Source organism: Prevotella sp. LCP21S3_D2 (assembly GCF_052118345.1).
Taxonomy (GTDB): Bacteria; Bacteroidota; Bacteroidia; order Bacteroidales; family Bacteroidaceae; genus Prevotella.
Genome location: NZ_JBQKHJ010000003.1, coordinates 210,797 through 229,170, shown reverse-complemented (window position 1 = coordinate 229,170; position 18,374 = coordinate 210,797). Strand labels below are relative to the sequence as shown.

18 protein-coding genes and 1 pseudogene are annotated in these 18,374 nt (G+C 40.7%); 2 read left to right on the top strand and 17 right to left on the bottom strand.

Translation table 11 applies throughout. From position 1 onward, the window contains the following. Positions 1–141: 141 nt before the first annotated feature. Positions 142–813: pseudogene (locus ACTQ16_RS04330) on the top strand (3-hydroxyacyl-CoA dehydrogenase NAD-binding domain-containing protein); the annotation flags it as partial. 757 nt (positions 814–1,570) lie between these two features. On the opposite strand, the gene ACTQ16_RS04325 reads toward ACTQ16_RS04330, so the two are convergent. From ACTQ16_RS04325 to ACTQ16_RS04245, 17 genes are all read right to left on the bottom strand, one after another. After that, the gene (locus tag ACTQ16_RS04325) at positions 1,571–2,401 is read right to left on the bottom strand and encodes an AAA family ATPase (protein WP_441936264.1); all 831 of its coding nucleotides are present in this window, start codon (positions 2,399–2,401) and stop codon (positions 1,571–1,573) included. Between the two features lie 74 nt (positions 2,402–2,475). Then, on the bottom strand, positions 2,476–2,691 hold the full coding sequence (locus tag ACTQ16_RS04320; RefSeq protein WP_441936262.1) for an AAA family ATPase: 216 nt from the start codon (positions 2,689–2,691) through the stop codon (positions 2,476–2,478). Further along, the gene (locus tag ACTQ16_RS04315; RefSeq protein ID WP_441936260.1) at positions 2,675–3,487 is read right to left on the bottom strand and encodes a glycosyltransferase family 2 protein; all 813 of its coding nucleotides are present in this window, start codon (positions 3,485–3,487) and stop codon (positions 2,675–2,677) included. Before ACTQ16_RS04315 ends, ACTQ16_RS04320 begins: the two co-directional genes overlap by 17 nt. Further along, complete coding sequence (locus ACTQ16_RS04310; protein ID WP_441936258.1) at positions 3,477–4,781, bottom strand: lipopolysaccharide biosynthesis protein; 1,305 nt, start codon at positions 4,779–4,781, stop codon at positions 3,477–3,479. Before ACTQ16_RS04310 ends, ACTQ16_RS04315 begins: the two co-directional genes overlap by 11 nt. Beyond that, the gene (locus ACTQ16_RS04305) at positions 4,774–6,003 is read right to left on the bottom strand and encodes an O-antigen polymerase (RefSeq protein ID WP_441936256.1); all 1,230 of its coding nucleotides are present in this window, start codon (positions 6,001–6,003) and stop codon (positions 4,774–4,776) included. The genes ACTQ16_RS04310 and ACTQ16_RS04305 overlap by 8 nt, the downstream gene beginning before the upstream one ends. An 87-nt stretch (positions 6,004–6,090) precedes the next feature. After that, entirely contained in the window at positions 6,091–7,416 is a 1,326-nt protein-coding gene (locus ACTQ16_RS04300; RefSeq protein ID WP_441936254.1) for a UDP binding domain-containing protein, read from the bottom strand. Positions 7,417–7,994: 578 nt separating this feature from the next. Beyond that, a complete protein-coding gene (locus tag ACTQ16_RS04295; protein WP_441936252.1) occupies positions 7,995–8,540 on the bottom strand; it encodes a hypothetical protein in 546 nt (181 codons plus the stop codon). A 374-nt stretch (positions 8,541–8,914) separates the two neighbouring features. Then, positions 8,915–9,598, bottom strand: coding sequence for a hypothetical protein (locus ACTQ16_RS04290; RefSeq protein WP_441936250.1), 684 nt, complete (start codon positions 9,596–9,598; stop codon positions 8,915–8,917). After that, positions 9,595–10,758: an AAA family ATPase gene (locus ACTQ16_RS04285; RefSeq protein ID WP_441936248.1), complete on the bottom strand. Its 1,164-nt coding sequence runs from the start codon at positions 10,756–10,758 to the stop codon at positions 9,595–9,597. Before ACTQ16_RS04285 ends, ACTQ16_RS04290 begins: the two co-directional genes overlap by 4 nt. Positions 10,759–11,204: 446 nt before the next feature. Continuing rightward, a complete protein-coding gene (locus ACTQ16_RS04280) occupies positions 11,205–11,315 on the bottom strand; it encodes a hypothetical protein (RefSeq protein WP_367383144.1) in 111 nt (36 codons plus the stop codon). A 6-nt stretch (positions 11,316–11,321) separates the two neighbouring features. Next, entirely contained in the window at positions 11,322–11,633 is a 312-nt protein-coding gene (locus ACTQ16_RS04275) for a nucleotidyltransferase family protein (protein ID WP_118189928.1), read from the bottom strand. A 310-nt stretch (positions 11,634–11,943) separates the two neighbouring features. Then, complete coding sequence (locus ACTQ16_RS04270; protein ID WP_441936247.1) at positions 11,944–12,351, bottom strand: hypothetical protein; 408 nt, start codon at positions 12,349–12,351, stop codon at positions 11,944–11,946. A gap of 12 nt (positions 12,352–12,363) precedes the next feature. Further along, on the bottom strand, positions 12,364–12,810 hold the full coding sequence (locus ACTQ16_RS04265; protein ID WP_441936245.1) for a Panacea domain-containing protein: 447 nt from the start codon (positions 12,808–12,810) through the stop codon (positions 12,364–12,366). A 184-nt stretch (positions 12,811–12,994) separates the two neighbouring features. After that, positions 12,995–13,135 (bottom strand): hypothetical protein, encoded by a 141-nt coding sequence (locus tag ACTQ16_RS04260; RefSeq protein ID WP_441936244.1) that lies wholly within the window; start codon positions 13,133–13,135, stop codon positions 12,995–12,997. Between the two features lie 209 nt (positions 13,136–13,344). Continuing rightward, positions 13,345–13,818 carry a hypothetical protein gene (locus ACTQ16_RS04255; RefSeq protein ID WP_441936242.1) on the bottom strand — a complete coding sequence of 158 codons (474 nt, stop codon included), beginning with the start codon at positions 13,816–13,818 and terminating at the stop codon, positions 13,345–13,347. A gap of 4 nt (positions 13,819–13,822) precedes the next feature. Beyond that, entirely contained in the window at positions 13,823–14,995 is a 1,173-nt protein-coding gene (locus ACTQ16_RS04250; protein WP_441936241.1) for an AAA family ATPase, read from the bottom strand. Between the two features lie 544 nt (positions 14,996–15,539). Next, the gene (locus tag ACTQ16_RS04245; protein ID WP_441936240.1) at positions 15,540–15,803 is read right to left on the bottom strand and encodes a hypothetical protein; all 264 of its coding nucleotides are present in this window, start codon (positions 15,801–15,803) and stop codon (positions 15,540–15,542) included. Between the two features lie 245 nt (positions 15,804–16,048). Between ACTQ16_RS04245 and ACTQ16_RS04240 the strand changes: the two genes are divergently transcribed. Beyond that, entirely contained in the window at positions 16,049–18,349 is a 2,301-nt protein-coding gene (locus tag ACTQ16_RS04240) for a BT4734/BF3469 family protein (protein ID WP_441936239.1), read from the top strand. Positions 18,350–18,374: the final 25 nt, after the last annotated feature.

Below are 18,374 nucleotides of genomic sequence, written 5' to 3'. Positions count from 1 at the left end.
AGCAAGTGGGTACACCCCGAACCGAACTTTAATTAGCAAGATTTTCAAAGATCTCTCGTGCTTACAGCGTATAGCTGCTTAGCACATTATTGAATTATTAACGAACTATTGAATGAAGAACTATTTAATTTTATATAAATAATGAAAGATTTTCGTAATATAAAAATAGCAGTAGCCGGTACTGGCTACGTCGGTCTGAGTATAGCAACGCTATTGTCCCAGCACCATCATGTAACAGCAGTAGATGTAATCCCAGAGAAGGTGGAGAAACTCAACAATAAGATTTCTCCTATCCAGGACGATTACATCGAAAAGTATTTGGCTGAAAAGCCATTGAACCTCGTGGCAACCCTTGATGGCAAGTCAGCCTATAAGGATGCAGACTTCGTAGTGATTGCAGCACCAACCAACTATGACCCAGTGAAGAACTACTTCGATACAACCCATGTAGAAGAAGTCATCGACCTGGTTCTGGAGGTAAACCCAGATGCAGTGATGGTCATTAAGAGTACCATCCCTGTCGGTTATACCCGTAGCCTCTACTTGAAGTATGCCAAGAAGGGTGTGAAGAAGTTCAATCTTCTCTTCTCTCCAGAGTTCCTTCGTGAGAGCAAGGCACTCTATGATAACCTTTACCCAAGCCGCATCATCGTAGGCTATCCAAAGATTATCGAGCGCCCTGAGTTTGCAGAGGAGAACGAGGCTATCAAGTCAGTAACCGATGTCGAGATGTTGAAGGAAGCAGCCAAGACCTTCGCCGCTTTGCTTCAGGAAGGTGCCATCAAGGAGAACATCGATACCCTCTTCCTGGGATCAATGGCAATAGCCCATCTTCCCTGTTTAGCAAAGAAGCGCTTGGCAAGTGATACATTAAGTTTGAGCCAGTCAATGCTTTTCGACTTTTTTAAGCCGAATGCGTTGCGATAGGTTTGCTCAACATGCGAGCCATACCTCCCCATTTGGGTGAAATTTATCTTTCTTGGTATTACCATGAACAAAATTATCACCTCGATGAGTATTTTCTCGAAACTTTTTGTTAACTTTGCAGCCGAATCTTCAACTGCATCTTTAAAGATATCCATATATTGGTCAAGTCCTGTATTCATATAATTTTGCGTTTGTCGTGATTTGCAAAGTTACTGAAAATCAGCGACTTGACCAACTTTTTATAGTTAAGTTTTCATAAGCATTTCTTAATATAAGTTATTGATTTACAGACGATTAAATATTAATTTAACGCAGTATTGTTTCATACTACCTACTTGTTTAAAGTAGCCAGCCAATCAAAATACAAATCAGGCTCCTCTCCATTACAATATTTTGTTGAAATTTTATCAAGAACAGACTTAGCATTTTCTTCCGAAAAATGATATTTTCTCATCAGTAAATCAGAATGCATCTCATAACGATTCTCACCTATGGAAGATATTGGGAAAATGGAAGGACCAAGATCTAAGCCTAGTAATGCTCTTCAAAAAATGCCCATGATCAAGAATCGCTACTATCTCAACCACATTTTCCTCCTTTTGGGCATCATTAAGATTCAAGAACTCCCTTCCTATATGAACAATCATCTCAACAATTTATTAATTTCACGAATTAGTTCAAAAGATTCACTAAACACTCCAAGAGGCCATTCATCAAACTCACCTTTCTCATCAATATGAATTCTCTGCAAGGTAGAGCCGTCCTCTAATTCTTTTACGAAATAGATGGCAATATCGTCAGGATCAAAATCAACTTCTTTATCTACTATCATTTTTTTGAATCCCAACAACATGTTCTTACTGTGCGATTCAATAACAAAAGTGCTATGATTTTGCTTGGCAGATGTTCCTATAAGTTCAGCCACATGAGCATGAGCTGCTGGATGTAAGTGAAGTTCTGGCTGCTCCATCACATTGATAAAGTATGCCTTTGATGATAGAGCAGAGGTAATAACAGGAAGAACTTGCGCAATACCCTGTCCCACTTCTGCAATATTAACATCAGCTCCTTTTCTTTTCACCCAAAGAGTATAATTGCCTGAGTTATTAGAGCTGTTTGAGAAATCAATCCTTTGTCCCTCAAGATGACTCTCCATCCAGTTAGAAACCTCTTGGAACAAAGAAGTTTTTTTAATATAAGAGTTCAAAAGAATGTCATAAGCCCCACTTCCATCATAATATACTCTGTTTTTCGCAGAAAAGCCATGAAAACGAACATTACTAGGAGCCATAATTCTAAGAGGACCAACATAATCAAGATGAACCTCCAAATCATTCTTCGATAAATGATTCGCTGTAAAGAAAGCTTTTGCTGGAATTTCAACAGTTCCTTGACGCTCCATTTGTCCTTTCTGTTCATTTTCTGCATAAGACAGCTGGTAGCGATAGATATGTAAGCCATCAGTATCATTCATATACTCTACCTCTATAGCCAGTCCGTTTTCATAAACAAGCCCAAAACTTAAACCAGAATTAGACTTACTTTAAATTAATCTTGATATGAGCCACCATACGAAACACCATTGATATTAAGAGATGGTATCCAATTATCTTCATTTATCATAGATGTTAACAGAGGCAAAAGCTTTAATACAGAAGACTTTCCGCTGCTATTTTTCCCTATGATCAAAGTTACAGGACGTAGCTCTAACTCTTCTTGACCAGAAAATGCCTTATAATTTTGAAATTTAATTTTCTTTATCATAGTATCTGTTTTTGAACCAATAATCGTAATAAACCGCAAAAGATTGCCGCTTTAGGGGTTCAAACTTATGAATTTCTGCTATTTTCATACTTCCATCCTCTTTATGATTTATAATGATTTCTGGAATATAAAATGTCTTGATGCCATGAAGCCTAGCCAATCTTCCCAAATGCTCTTCTTCGTTAAAAAGAAACATCGTTTCCAAATAAAAAGGAAATAATTTCTTTACCGTATCTTTAGAAAAGATCACAAAAGCTCCATGTGCAGAGAAAACACATCTTCTACATTTCCAAAAGATATAATATATGCATTTCTTAAGACGTGAACTCATATAATAAAGCCACATCAGCTTCCTATGGTTTCCAAAGTAACACCATTTTTTATATTTTTCTGTCAACAAACTTGGAATAAAAGGACAAGAGGGATTCTGATTTTTTCCAGAAAGTGTCAGAATTTTAGGAGCAAAAATACCCTCTCCATATTTTTCCAATTCTGCAAAATCCAGTTTTTTAATTTCAACATCAGCATTCGAAATCACGAGATACTTGAAATCATAATGTTTCAAAGCATATTCCACTCCCCGATTATTCCCTGCGCCATAACCTTTATTGGGCACAGACAAAAAATCAGCATGATTAATTTCTGAAATTTGCTTGAACTGCTTTTCTGATTCTTCATCATAAAAGCTATTGACAACAATCACCTTTGTTCGCTCCAACTTTAACGAAGCGAAAAAATCTATCAAATCAGATGTATTCCTATATACTAGGACTACAAATATAAAATCATAAGTCATACTTCTTTTTTTTATTATAAAAATAAGTCCATGCTAGCACAGAACTACAACATTGAAATATCGCAATTAACAAATAAACATATGCATATTGAAGAAGCGTATGAAAATACATAAACCCTGCAACTAATATCACAAAACTAACAGCAAGCATTATAGTATTAAAAGGAAATACAGAAACTGCATCATTAGGATTTCTATATAATAGATAAATCGACTGAGGTAAAATTGAAAGTACGATTACTTTTCCTATATTACTTGCTACCAAATACTTATCTGCAAAAAATAAATGTATAAAAACATCTATGCCAAAATATAAAATTCCCGTAAAAAGTAAAGCTAAGACTATATAAGCCAAAGCTAACTTAGAAACAAGACGATTAGCCTCTTTTACTTGATGAGTTACCATCATTTTAGAGACAGTTGGCAACAACACTACTCCCAAGAAAGAATATATAGGTGTTACCATTGTTACCAATGAGATTCCTACGCTATAATAGGAAGTTTGCTCCAAGCCTAAAGTCGTGCCTATATAAATAGCTGGGAAAGCCGAATAAGCAAACAGAAAGAAATCACCAAACAATCGAGGGAAAGAATAGATAAACAGCTCTTTAAATCTAGTAAATAGCAAGTTTACATTTACCCGATAATGTTTAACCAATACTGAATATTTACGAAATTCCCTTATAGCCGTTCCTACAGCAAACAAAAAATTAGTCAAAGTCCAAACCACTATAATCGAAAACAATTGTTCAACCCTAAATATCAAAGGTATCAATAAAAGCAATTGAACAATTATCTGGGATATATTAAACAACTTAAACTTGCCCAAGCCTCGATAGTAGGCATAAATGTAAGAAGTAATCGCAACCGTCATAGCATAAACCAAACATAAGATATAGAATTTTACATCATCTGCTCCTATTACCAACGTAACTAATTTACGATAGAATAGTATATATACAATGCTAATAAAAAATGCAATAACAAATAAATAAAGCCAAGAGGCATATAATAGTCCTTCTAAATTTCTAACTTTTCCTTTACTTGCATAAACCGGCAAATACCGTGGCATAGCAATGCCTAATCCGCCCAAAAGCATAAAAGACAAAACAGTTGTACTCCGCCGAATAACATTGTATCGCCCAAAATCTTCTATAGACAATACGTTGCTCAAGAACTTGTTGATTATCAACAATACTAACATCAGGAGGACTTGTCCTATGAGAGTCCACAAGACATCTTGTCCCAAACCTTTTGAGAAACGGCTTTTAATACCTATAAAAATTTCACGCATTCTCTTTATCAACTTTTTGAGTGCAGAAACATAATATAAAATAAAATGCAGCAAACATGCATATATAACTCGTATATACAAAAACAGAAGTGACAAAACTCCAAAATGTCATAAACAGAAATGACACACAAATTGCAGAATTTATTCTGTAATTAGCAAGTAGAAGAAGTTTTCTATATATTCGCTGTATAAAAACACCTAAGAAGAAAAACAATATAGGACTAAGAATGATTCCAAAATCATCAATAATGACACGAAAAACGGTATAAACATTAGTTGCTGCACCACCTGTTGAGATTACCATAAAGTCCGAATAAAGACCTTGTTCACGCTTTAAGATTCCTAAGAAGTTCGTTATTCCAAGAAAGAATTTAGCTCCAAAGGTTAAAGTATCAGAAACCCATGGTTGCTTGTCAAACCACAAATCAAAAGCAGGTAAATGTCCAAAAGCATAAGCTACAAATTTATCGGTAACTATATAAAAAGTAGACAAGTCAAATCTACCTATTCGAAACATCATCGAAAGCAATAAGATTGCAAACAGAACAACAATCCCTAACACAAACTTAATGATCGTGGAAGTCTTTATTATAATTTTCTTCCCCAGAAGTATACAAGATACATAATAGCCAGAAATAAAAACAAGAATTGAAGTTATGATGCACATTTTCACTCCTTGTGTTAAACCAGCAAACAATAAAGGTAACAATGATGCACAACAGATCCACTTTCCCTTTTTAGAAGCTAATGCTGGTAAACAAAATCCGCCCAACAAAGGTGCTGTATATGAAAAAATCAAAAAGAATTGAGTAAACAAACCATTTGATGTATCTTCTGTATATCTACTTACTGATAAACTATTGTTTACTTTGAGTAAACTAGAGAAATCTAATAAGCTGGACAAACTAAATCCATGAGAAACGATAGTTTGAATTGGATTATAAAAACCTAAGACAATAAGAAGGACCAGTAAGGCTAGCAATCTCTTTTCATGAAAAGTAATATTACATTTCCGTTCTTCCACATAATCCACCATTCTCTCCGTTTGTACAGACATTGGTCCTATATTAAAACATAAAAGACAAACTAAAATAAATAATATTCCAGTATATTTAAATATCAAGAAGCTATATCCTCCTATCGACAATAGCAAAATTTGTCCAATCCAAAAGAGGGAGAAAATCTTACCAGGAGCTAAATCATGATATATGTATTTGAGCATCACGAGAAGACACAAAGAGAATGCAACACAAAGAATTAACAACATAAAAACACTTTTATTTATCTAAATTAGATTATAGAAAAACTCTTAGTCTCTTCTAAATATATCCCTGGTATATACTCTATCCTTCACATCGTCCAGACTGGCATCGTAGCGGTTGGCGATAATCGCCTGGCTCTGTGCCTTGAATGCTGCCATATCATTTACTACTTTGCTTCCGAAGAAAGTGCTGCCATCTTCCAAAGTTGGCTCATAGATGATTACCTCTGCACCCTTTGCCTTGATTCGCTTCATGATGCCCTGGATGGCTGACTGGCGGAAGTTATCGCTGTTACTCTTCATCGTCAAGCGATAAACTCCTATCACACAGTTGTGCTCCTTGCTTGCATCATAGCTATTGGCATCGGCATAACTGTAATAACCTGCCTTTCTGAGCACGGCATCTGCAATATAGTCTTTTCTTGTACGGTTACTCTCAACGATTGCCTCTATCAGATTCTCCGGAACATCGGCATAGTTTGCCAGAAGCTGCTTGGTATCCTTTGGTAGACAGTAACCACCATATCCGAAACTTGGATTGTTGTAATGGGTTCCGATACGTGGGTCAAGACCAATGCCATCAATGATTGCCTTGGTATCCAAGCCCTTGACTTCTGCGTATGTATCCAACTCATTGAAGTAACTTACTCTTAGGGCAAGATAGGTATTGGCGAAGAGCTTGACGGCTTCAGCTTCCTTCATGCCCATAAAGAGGGTATCAATATTTTCCTTAATGGCTCCTTCCTGGAGCAAAGCGGCAAATGTCTTGGCTGCTTCTTTCAACTTTTCTACATCAGTAACCTTCAAGATTGCCTCGTTCTCATCTCTAAACTCAGGGCGTTCTATCAACTTAGGATAACCTACTATAATGCGGCTTGGATAGAGATTATCATAGAGAGCCTTGCTCTCTCGGAGGAACTCCGGGGAGAAAAGAAGATTGAATTGCTTCACTCCCTTCTGGGCATACTTCTGATATAGGCTTCGAGTGTAACCTACAGGGATGGTACTCTTGATTACCATCACTGCATCGGGATTAACCTCCAGGACCAAGTCGATAACTTCTTCTACATGAGTGGTGTCGAAGAAGTTCTTCACTGGGTCGTAGTTTGTCGGTGCTGCAATGACTACAAAGTCTGCATCTTTGTAAGCTGACTTGCCGTCCAAGGTTGCTGTGAGATGCAGAGGTTTCTCTGCCAGATATTTTTCGATATACTCATCTTGTATCGGTGATATACGATGATTCAGTTTATCTACTTTCTCGGGAATTACATCTACTGCTGTTACCTCATGGTGTTGGGATAAAAGCGTAGCAATACTAAGTCCTACGTAACCGGTTCCGGCTACGGCAATTTTTAATTGATTAAAATTACGCATTGTTTTAAGTTCTTGAATAATAAGCATCCTGAGCCTCTTTCGGTGGGTCAGTTTCCGAAAGAGAACTGCAGGATGCGTTATGGGTGATTATGTAGCGCCCACACTACTAAGCTACTTCTCGTTATATATATTTTTTTGTTATTTCTAACTATATAATTGGTTCGTATCGGAAATGAAGGACATAGAGTCCCTGCCAGATAAGAATCGCTTTAAGGGTATTCTTATCTGAATATTGATTGAGTAAAAATAGTCTGAATTTGATATTATAAGAGATATTTCGAATCCCTCCGTCTCCCTTTAGCCAAAGGGAGCTCCACCTTTCTCACCAAGCCTCTCTTTCCTCAGGAACGAGAGGATGTAGCTGGCGACGCTATAGCTCTGCCAGAGTTTTGGTCAGCCAGCGGAGCCTGTGCCCTAAAGGGCTGGCTGAGATTTTTTACGCAATAAAATTGCGATTGTTTGGTCGCCTAGCGGAAGACTTTATGGCTATACCTTTCTTTATTGCATTTGCTGATTGCTACCGAAACTTATGGATTCCATCACAAAGCACTTATAATTCTTTCTGAAAATAATCTATATCAGGAGATATGTGCCTCCTCTAATAAATTCAAAACATCCTGTTCATTAAGATGGTCGTAATTGTATTTGGATAAATGACCATCACGCTTGATAAAAGCTGCAATTTGATGAGGGGCTACCGTAATACCAGCCAGGTTCTTTCCCTCAGTATAATCTAAATATAAATAGCCTCGGGCATCAGGGAACAATACCCAATTTACCAACTCCTTATCTGAGGAAAGCATTATGACTCTACGAAGGAAATCTTGTATTCCAGAATCGATAGAAACACTGTTTTCTCCATCCCAGCCCTCTTTCAGCAAAGCTAATTCTTCCAAACGCTTGAGCAGCTTACCCTTGATTGGGGTCGCTGATTGATTGGTGAGATTAGACAGAAATACCAAACAGTTATATAATGCACTCTGGTCATTCGTGGTATATACTGCATCCATTACATGATGGCGCAATGTCTGTATATCCGTATTTGGAGAAATACAGACTCCCACAGGATCCGCTACCAAACTTGGCGCTGCCTCTGGAACTTGATACGATTTTGATTTACTCATAGCTTTACCATCAAATTAAAACATGGTGCAAATATAAGGGAAATATATGATATAGCCAAGATATTTCCGGTTTTTAACACATCGATGTCCCATAGAATTCACAGATTCACACAGATTTCTTTGCGGCCTGGGCGGCCTGGAATTTGAAAGGGTCACGCAGATTTCGCAGATGACGCAGATTTTTTTTGACCTATTCGGTCAGATTCACACAGATTATTTGCGAACGTATGCGGTTCCCCTTATAGGGGACAGAAACCTAAAGGGCTGGCTGAGAGTGCTTACGCAACAGAGTTGCGATTGTTTGACGCCTAATCGGCGAGTGTTTGACGGCTAGCGCATTGAAGGGTTCTCATACGAGAGATTCTGTTCATTCGTCACCACTTATATACAGAAGGATATTTTACTTGGACAAAGCTGAAATTATGCCCAATAACGGAAATCTCCTTGGCTAATGTTCGACTATTCGCAGAGGGAGTCCTCATAAACGCCAACATATTTCTAGCGGCATCTCCACGCAGAGGAGTTACGTCAGGAGCATCATAATCTCTCCAACCAAACAGGCAGATTTTCTTAGGAAAAGTCAATATGTAATGAGCCATCAATGGATCTAACAATAATCGTTCCAAGGATTTCCTCATCTGTGAAGAAGCCTTGGCTCGCTTGCCCAAAGGATACTTGCCATCATTGGGATTGACATACTTCTCTTCGGAGCAAGTCAAATCACAAAAGGCAATTTTGTTATGCTCGTCCGTTGCATCGACTAATAAGTAATCGCACCTATCCCTCATCGCAGCTGCAGTATTATCAAATTGATTGACATACTTCTCAAAATCCACAATGACTACAGGACTGGCAGATGTATCCAGTCTCAAATTAACCCTGTCACATTGAGCACGACGTGGACGGTGTCCTTGACAATCATCACAAGCCTTGGAGTCTGACAATTCGACAAGCCCTCTATGGATAGTCATATCAACAACCACCCCATGGGTATCCAAGTCATACTCCTGAGGATAATGCACTTGCAGCAATCGGTCTATCAACAATTCGTCTCTCATCTGCTCAACTCGTTAAACTCATTGTATATGGCAGACATCATCTCTGTCAAGTCGTATGTATCAACCAGAGCTTTTCCTTCCTCATCCGTTGCCATGAGAGTTTGAGCATTTCCATCGTATATTCTATATACTGCCAAATTCTCAGGCTCAACTCTCGCACGCTCCTCAGCCGTTTGACGAATCAAAACGTTCAAGTAGTTCAAGATATAAGGACTATGTGTAGCCATTATAATTCCCATCTTACGGTCATTGGAAGAAGCTGCATTAACTGTCTTCACCAAATCATCTATTAAGCGGCATTGAGCATCAGGGAAAAGACTAAGTTCAGGCTCCTCTAAATGAATATGCACATACTTTGGCAAATCTGCCAGTTCGATAACCGGAGAAAACTTTGTCAACAATTCGTTGTCATAAAGGTAGTCAAGCACAGACCGACGGAAAGCCTCCTTAAAGGAATAATCCTTGGCAAAATGCTGCACGATGACGGAAAGAGGAGTGGATGTTTGGATACCAGATGAAGCCTGGGTAAGCTCTATTGGAGCATAGGCATCGTTAACAGGCATAACAGTTAATTTAACAGGACGCCCCTTAGGATGCTTCACGGAAAGTTTCAGTCCCAAATAAGAGAGATCATATTCCTTGTCATCCTTCACCGCCTGGGCAAAGTCATTCATAGTCTCATGAAAATAAAATCCCAAAGACGCATTCTTATTCGTCAAGGCATTAGCCGTCCATGAAGGGATGACATTTCTGTTCTCCGAGACAAAAGACTCTTTCCAAAAGGTCAAATCTTCTTCACTTATCTTTGGCAAAAGCGTACGCTTAATCTTGGAATTGTCATACTCTATGCTATACACATTACCAGAATCTGCATGCACCTCATATCGTATATATGAATTACTCTGAAAGAAAGCCACAAGATTAGTTGTCTTTAGCAAAGACTCGAAGCGTATTATGAAAGGAGAGTTTGTAATTTTCGAATGTTTTAAAAAAGATCGAATATTAGCTAGCTTATATAGATAGCGCATCAGGACAAGTACCTTCATCAGTGTACTTTTTCCGATGGCAGACTCACCTATAAGAACTGTAAGAGGCAGAATCTCCAACTGTTCAATATGGCGAAGCGGTCCAACATTGTGTATGGTAATATATTCCTTCATATACTTTTTCTGATTGTATTCACTAAAAAAACATTTTTATGGCTGCAAAAATACACTTTTTTATTGAAACGACCAAGCAAAAGAAGAAAAAAGACCGAACAGGTCTAAAGAATCCGTGAAATTCGTTACGAAAATCATTTCTCTCGCCCATCGGCGCCACCTTATTAATAATCGCTTTGAGGGGATTCTTACCTGGATATTGATTGAGTAAAACTAATTTGAATTTGATATTATAAGAGATTTTTCGAATCCCTCCGTCTCCCTTTAGCCAAAGGGAGCTCCACCTTTCTCACCAAGCCTCTCTTTCCTCAGGAACGAGAGGATGTAGCTGGCGACGCTATAGCTCTGCCAGAGTTTTGGTCAGCCAGCGGAGCCTGTGCCCTAAAGGGCTGGCTGAGAGTGCTTACGCAACAGAGTTGCGATTGTCTGTCGCCTTGCGGAAGACTTTATTCTGGTTGTTCTTGCAGATATTTCTCTATCCAAGGCTTTAACTCTGGAATATCACATTCTATTGTATCCCAAAGACTTTCCGGATCTACAGTATAATAGCCATGAATAATACTTTAACTCTTTCTCTCATAAATCAAGAACTTGTCGTTATTTACTGAGTCTAACGCAAAAGGTAAGAGGCGACTGGCTTCTACCATATCTACCTTACGATGAAGTAAATCTTCTAAATTGAGCATCATGGCAGCAATCTTCATCAATGAAACTCTGGAGTTCTGGCGATCATACTCTACAAGAATATCGACATCACTATCCATACTCTCTTCGCCTCTTGAGCATGAACCAAAGAGCCAAGCCTTCTTGATGGGTTGGCTTCCAAAGAATTGCTGAATCTTTGGAATCATATTTTCAACATTCTTACTAATCATAATCGAGTACCTTTTTATTGTTTACATGCTGCAAATATAAGGGAAATATCTGAAATAGCCAAGATATTTCCGGTTTTTAACACATCGATGTCCCACAGATTTCAGAGATGAAGTAGCTGGCGACGCTATAGCTCTGCCAGAGTTTTGGTCAGCCAGCGGAGCCTGTGCCCACAAGGGGCTGGCTGAGAGTGCTTACGCAACAGAGTTGCGATTGTTTTACGCAATAAAATTGCGATTGTTTGTCGCCTAGCGGAAGACTTTATGGCTATACCTTAGACATTTATTGACCATGACTTAAATGAATAGGGTTTTAATGGCTATGACGATATACATCGCCAAACTGATATTCCACAAAAATGACTTGAAAGACATTCTCCTCTCTATAACCTAGGAACACATGATTGTCACCTGTTGCCCTAAAGACCAAGAGGCTTACCATTCCTTCGGGAACGTGGCTTTGTGCCGCACGAGTCATATCACAGACATTCATCTTTTCCAAGCCATAAGAATGACGGGCAGAGACATTAGCCGTATTCCAATCAATGGAACTAAGTTTTTTCAATCTGTCAAGAAAAGAAATGAAAAATCCCGAGTCATTGTGACTATCAACATAGCTATATGGGCGCAACTCTGAAAAACCAAAGACTATTCTGTCCTTGGTCTTACCAATTTCCGTAATCGAAGGCTGTCCCTTCTTAAAAGAGAATCTCTTACCCATAGCCGACAAGCATTACTGAATCTGGGTCTTGAAATAAGCCATCATACTCTCTTGGGTGATAACCGTACCCCTGTCATGTGGCACTGCATCGAGCCAAGGACGCTCTGAATGGGTGCGATTCATCAAGCCTATGGCAGAAAACTCACGATAGGCATCATATACCTCGTTGAAAAGTTCTTCTTCATCCTCTGACAAGGAGACTGGCTCCTTAACCTCTGGCAAGGCAGAGGAACCATAGGCAGAATACTCGTCATACACAGCAGGCACAACAGGACCATACATCCATGCCTCAACGTCCTCGGCAAACAATGGTGTGCCAAAGAATGCGAGATGGAATCCCTGCTGATAATAGAGTAGCTTCTGCAACTTGAGATTGGTCAAACGCTCACCACCATTAGGCTCATCATTCTGAGCCTTGAATATCAGTTTTTTTGCTATATCTAATGCTTTGTATGCCATAATCTATTCCATTTACATTTATATCTTATGCAAAAATAAGACTATTTCTTGTATCTCTGTTTCTTTTATACTTATTTTTATATATATTTAAACTTTCTTCGACTCCCCTGTCTCCCTCTTGCAAAGAGATTTGTTCTAAAATCATCCTTCAATTGCTGCTTTGCCAATGTTGACCAGGTGATTTTCATTTCCATCCTAATTCCTCCTTCACGACATTCAAAATCTCTGAATGAGGAATCGTTTTCTGAGACAAAGACTCCTTATAGGCGAAATCGGCAGCGACCTTCATTGCTGTTTCGTCTAAGTTATCGATAAATGATTGCATCTTATTGTATATGAATAATATTAAGCTATACTTTTAACAGAAGGTACACCATAGCGTTTTTTATACTCTTCATAGAGTACATCTACGTTCTTTCCTGTAAGAATTTCTTCTTTATTCTTTATTCCTAACATAACTTGAATGTATTTATAGACATTGCAAAGATAATATAAATGACGCAGATTTTTTAGGACTGCGTTACTAGCAAAGGGCTATTTCAGAACGAAAGGAGAGGACGTAATCTGCAGCTTATGCTTTGCCAAACTCCTATACTGCGGTGAAGTCTTTGATATGCATACCTTGCCGGATGGAATCCAATAATGCAAATGATCGCGCCTGATTTCAGCAAGTTGACATCCTTTATCCTTGAGCCAACTTTCAAGCCATTCTACTTTCTTCAACATCTCCTTGACATTGCTCGTATTCGCAGGATGAACTTCCACAAACCAGGCTTTTTGCTCATACCCTATCGCATAATCCCACCTTGAAACATTCGGATAAAGACCCTTTGTACAATCGTCAATATCCACACTTCCCAAAAGATTCTGCTGCTTGCTTACTGATACCTTCAAAGAATTACCCTTTAATGCCTGCAAGCCTTTACAATAACCATCCTTCAAATCTACAGTATTATCCACCGCAGACTTAAAGACATTCGTGTCTGATTTTACATTCTTTTTCTTCATCTTCTCACATTTCCGGTTCCTGATAATACTTTCCTACTACTTCCGAAGCCTTGCCTGAGAATGCCGACAGGCCTCCCCATTCCGCAATCAACGGATTATCATTTTCAACATCCAGAGATGAAATGTCGGTAGAGGTTACTCCACCACCATCTGATGAGAAGAAATATGTCTTCAACTCCTTTTCCTGTAAACCTTTCATTACCTGAACGGCTGTAGATTTCTTATCTATGTCGAATAATTCACTAAGAGCCTTTTTAAAACGTTCCGCTGGCAAATTCTTGAGAGACTCAAATACCCAGGCAAACTCCAACAACGTAGGAGAATGAGTAGAAACTATTACCTTATATCCCGCCTGCATCAATTCTATGATTTCCCAAATAACGGTCTGGATGGCACGGGGATGCAATCCCATTTCCGGCTCCTCAATGATTACCCACTTGTAATCTTCCTTATTGATTACAGATGTTGGAGGTCCTGAGAGACAATACATTGCCAGCAGAAGAGGCATGAACTCCTTCTGCCCTGCACTCCATGTCATAAATGGAAGACTGACATTATTAATGTTCAGCTTCATCTTTCTTTGACCTGAACTTTGATCGATAACGACTTTTGCGCCATGAAAAACGGATTCGTCTATAGAATCCTTTACCACACCCTTCAGACGATTACGCATCGGGAATATCACATCAGGATTACCTAAACCACTCTGTATGAACACACGCAGTGTTTCACTGAAGTTTTTCAAGACAAACGGAGCAGAACCATCAAACTCCATAAAATTCTTCGGGCGACCATCTGATATTCCTAAAATTCGTTGAGCAGGAACATAAAAGACGGATTCCTTGGTATTCTGCCTGTTCTTCGATGGCTTCAATAAATCCGTGATTGCAAATTTCTTATCTGAAACTTCTATTTTTGTATCTCCACTGAACAACGTATGCAAACCCTCTCCAAAATAATAATCCAAGAGAGGTTCCACATCTGTCTTTGACAAAATATAATTATACTTTCGTAATGTCTCGATAATGCTATTCTTATCCATGACTAACTTGAACAGCTCCAGAAACAAGCTTTTTCCACTTGCTTGAGGACCTATCAAGATATTCAAGTCACCTAGACTTACATCTACTGACTTGATGGGACCGAAATTCTCTACCTTCAATTTTGTCATTGCCATTCTGTTATTTTATTCAATTATCCGGCAAAAATACAAATTATTTTTGAGAAATCAAAAAAATTAAGAGACTTTTACGTTATTAGCTTTCTCTTGTCCCACAGATTTCTGTGCGGCCGAGGATAAGAGGACCACGCAGATCTCGCAGATTACGCAGATTTTTTACGTTTCCTCCGGTTCCCCTTATAGGGGTATATGTTTGGGTGGGTGTGAAGGGGGTGCATAAGAACTTTTGTATATACATCGTGCGCAAAAGATAAAGAGAAAGGGTATCAGATAGTTATGCCTTCTTTTTAACACTCTTTTCACGCTAAAGTTCATATACCCCCTTCACACTTCACACTTTGTTTGCTAATCTATTCAAGTTTCGCAAGTGAGGGAATTGATTGAAGTTAAAGAAGTTATCACTCCCTACGGTCGTTCGGGAAGTTAAGGGACAATAGTCTTCTAGCGTAAAACGTAGGACATTCGTCCCTTAACTTCCTTCTAACTTCCCTAACTTCACTTAACTTCCCCATATGCGAAAGTTCAGTAATCTAAAAATCGATCATTTCGGCGACAATGGTTCCAGCAACCCGTCAATCAGACGAAGCAGCTCGTCTCTGTGAGCCTCGTCAACCAACGACTCCATCCAACGTATCGCGCCCCAGTAGTCGTCGATGGAAACATCACGGTCCATCGCCTCCAGACTCTTGGTGTACGCATCAGACAGCTGGAACTCCTTGCGGATGGCTGACTTGGTGGAAGCCCAATGCTTCTCCTCCTCGGTAAGACCACCCTCAAAACGGTCTTCCTTCAGTTCTTCACGCATAGCCCAGAACACGTTGTGGACTAAAAGATTAAAACACTTGTGGACAGAAATCATGCCCGTCTGTAGTCGTAGGAATCCTTGATTCCCATGACTTCACTTTTGATTTTTTTGAAAAACATTTTAAATAATTTTATGTTATGTTCCAAAATCGGAACTTTTTGATTTCAATGCCAAATTTTATGCTTAGCTTTGCAGCGGAATCAATATGATTCAATTTTAAACAACTTCATATAATTTGCTTAAAAATGGCAACAACAGAACAAAAACAAGAAATGGTATTACCATCTTTCTTCTATGCTATCGCCTGCAGCGAAAGCAGACAACTCGTCAGTCTTGATGAACTGCAGCGAATCATCACCCTCGACGCCATGACCCAGGCTCGTACCGAAGACTACCGCAAGAACATGCGCATCAGCAGCGAGCTCGCTCATCAAACCAAGGTGATGATGCCAGGCATCACTACCTCCGTGCTCATGGACGGACGGGGCAAGGAACTGCGCAACGTGGTGAAGACCACCCAGATGATTGCCGTGGACCTCGACAAGATTCCTGCAGAAAAGATGAAGGAGGTCGTACAGAAGGCGGACGCCGACCCTCACACCATGATGAGGTTCATCACCGTGAGCCAACGGGGCCTGCGCATCATCTCCAGATACCTGCCCATAGATGACGACGAGGTGACCGCACTGGAACTTTTCGATGTGATCATACGCAAGGCGATGAGCTATTACAGTAAGTTGCTAGGCGTGCCTGCCGACGAGCAATGCGCAGACATCACCCGGATGTGCGGACTCGCACACGACCCTACCGCCTACTTCCATTGGGACGCAGAGCCTTTCGGCCTGGACACCCACGACCTGAAGGCGCTCTACACCAAGAAGGCCAACGAGGCGAAATATGCCAAACGTGCCAGCAAGCGCAAGCGAAACAGCCAGAAGATGGTGGCACTGAGCAAGGGGATTCCCTCGATGGACGAGGCAGCGCAGCACATACTGAACCTACTCGACACGTGGGGCTACAAGTTTGAGAGCGGTGCCCACAACGAGTATGTGCACCACTTCGGCAAGGTGTGCGTGCGCTATGGCATAGACAAGGAAGAGGCAATGGCCTACGCCAAGAGCAACTTCAGCTCCGACTATCCCGATGCTGACAGCGTGATGAAATCATGCTACAAGCACACCGAGAAACTAGGCACCTGGCACTTCTACCGCAAAGGCGAGGGCTTCTCGGGTAAGCCGACCGTCAAGGTAATCAAGCAGTGGCTCTCGATGAGATACGAGTTCCACCACAATGAGGTGACGGGATTTCACGAGGTGCTGAGCCGCGATATAATCAAAGGCAAATACCATAAGTGGACCCGCATCGACGACAACATAGAGAACACCATCTGGACCCAGATGGACGAGATGGGACTCGAAGTGAGCGCCATCAAGCTGCACGCCATCATCAACAGCGACTTCAGCGAGCCTTGGGATCCCTTCGACGAATATCTCAGGAGTCTGCCCAAATGGGACGGAAAGACCGACTACATCGACGAGCTTGCCAACCGGGTAACCATCAACTATTGCCCTGGCTACCACCACTCGCAGGAAGAGTTCAGATACTTCTTCAAGAAATGGCTCGTATCGATGGTGGTGGCATGGGTATCACCGAGAGTGGTGAGCCAGACCATCCTGATATTCATCGGGAGGGGTGGCATCAACAAAACCACATTCTTCTATTATATCCTGCCACCATGCCTGCGCCAGTACTTCATCAACGAGTCAACCGTCAACTATACCGACAAGGACTTCATGGAGGCTTTCTCAAGCAAGGCACTCATATGCCTCGACGAGCTGGAGTCTACCTTCGGCAAGGGGCTGAGCGCCCTCAAGAGCAACGTCACCAAGCTGGTGTTCTCCATCCGCCGCCCCTACGACAAGTATCGTTCGGAACTGCTGCACCGTGGTGCCCTCTGTGGCACCAGCAACAGCATACAGATCATCACCGACGAGGAGAACCGCCGCTACTCACCATGGTTCGTAGACAATATCGAGAGCCCTAGGGAGACACCCATCGACTACCAGCACGTCTATGCCCAGGCTGTAGCTCTGGGACAAGAGGTAACCAATCGGGTGAAGAACCAGGAAGAGGGATGGGTATACTGGCTCACCACCGCCGACATCAACGTGATGAGGGAGCACAACAGCATGTTCATGGTTTCCAACTTCATGGAAGACCAGATACTGCGCTTCTACAAGGTGCCGAAATCAGACACCGACCCTCAATATATAAAGTTCCGCTTTTCATCGGAAATCATGGAGCGCATAGGCGGAAGTCCCGCCCTGAGCCGCAACATGAGTCACCAGAACCTGAGCGCCGTGATGCAGCGACTGGGATTCAAGAAAGTACACCGCGCCAAAGGCAACGGATGGCTCGTGATAGAGAAGAATCCGGGAGAAATCAACACCGAGGCGATCTGCAGTCCAAACGAATGCGCAGAAACGTACCTGAAACCGTACAGAGCCGTAGCTACGGATAGCCAGAATGGTTCTGACCAACAGTAAACAGCGTTCTGGCAAGTGCTAACCA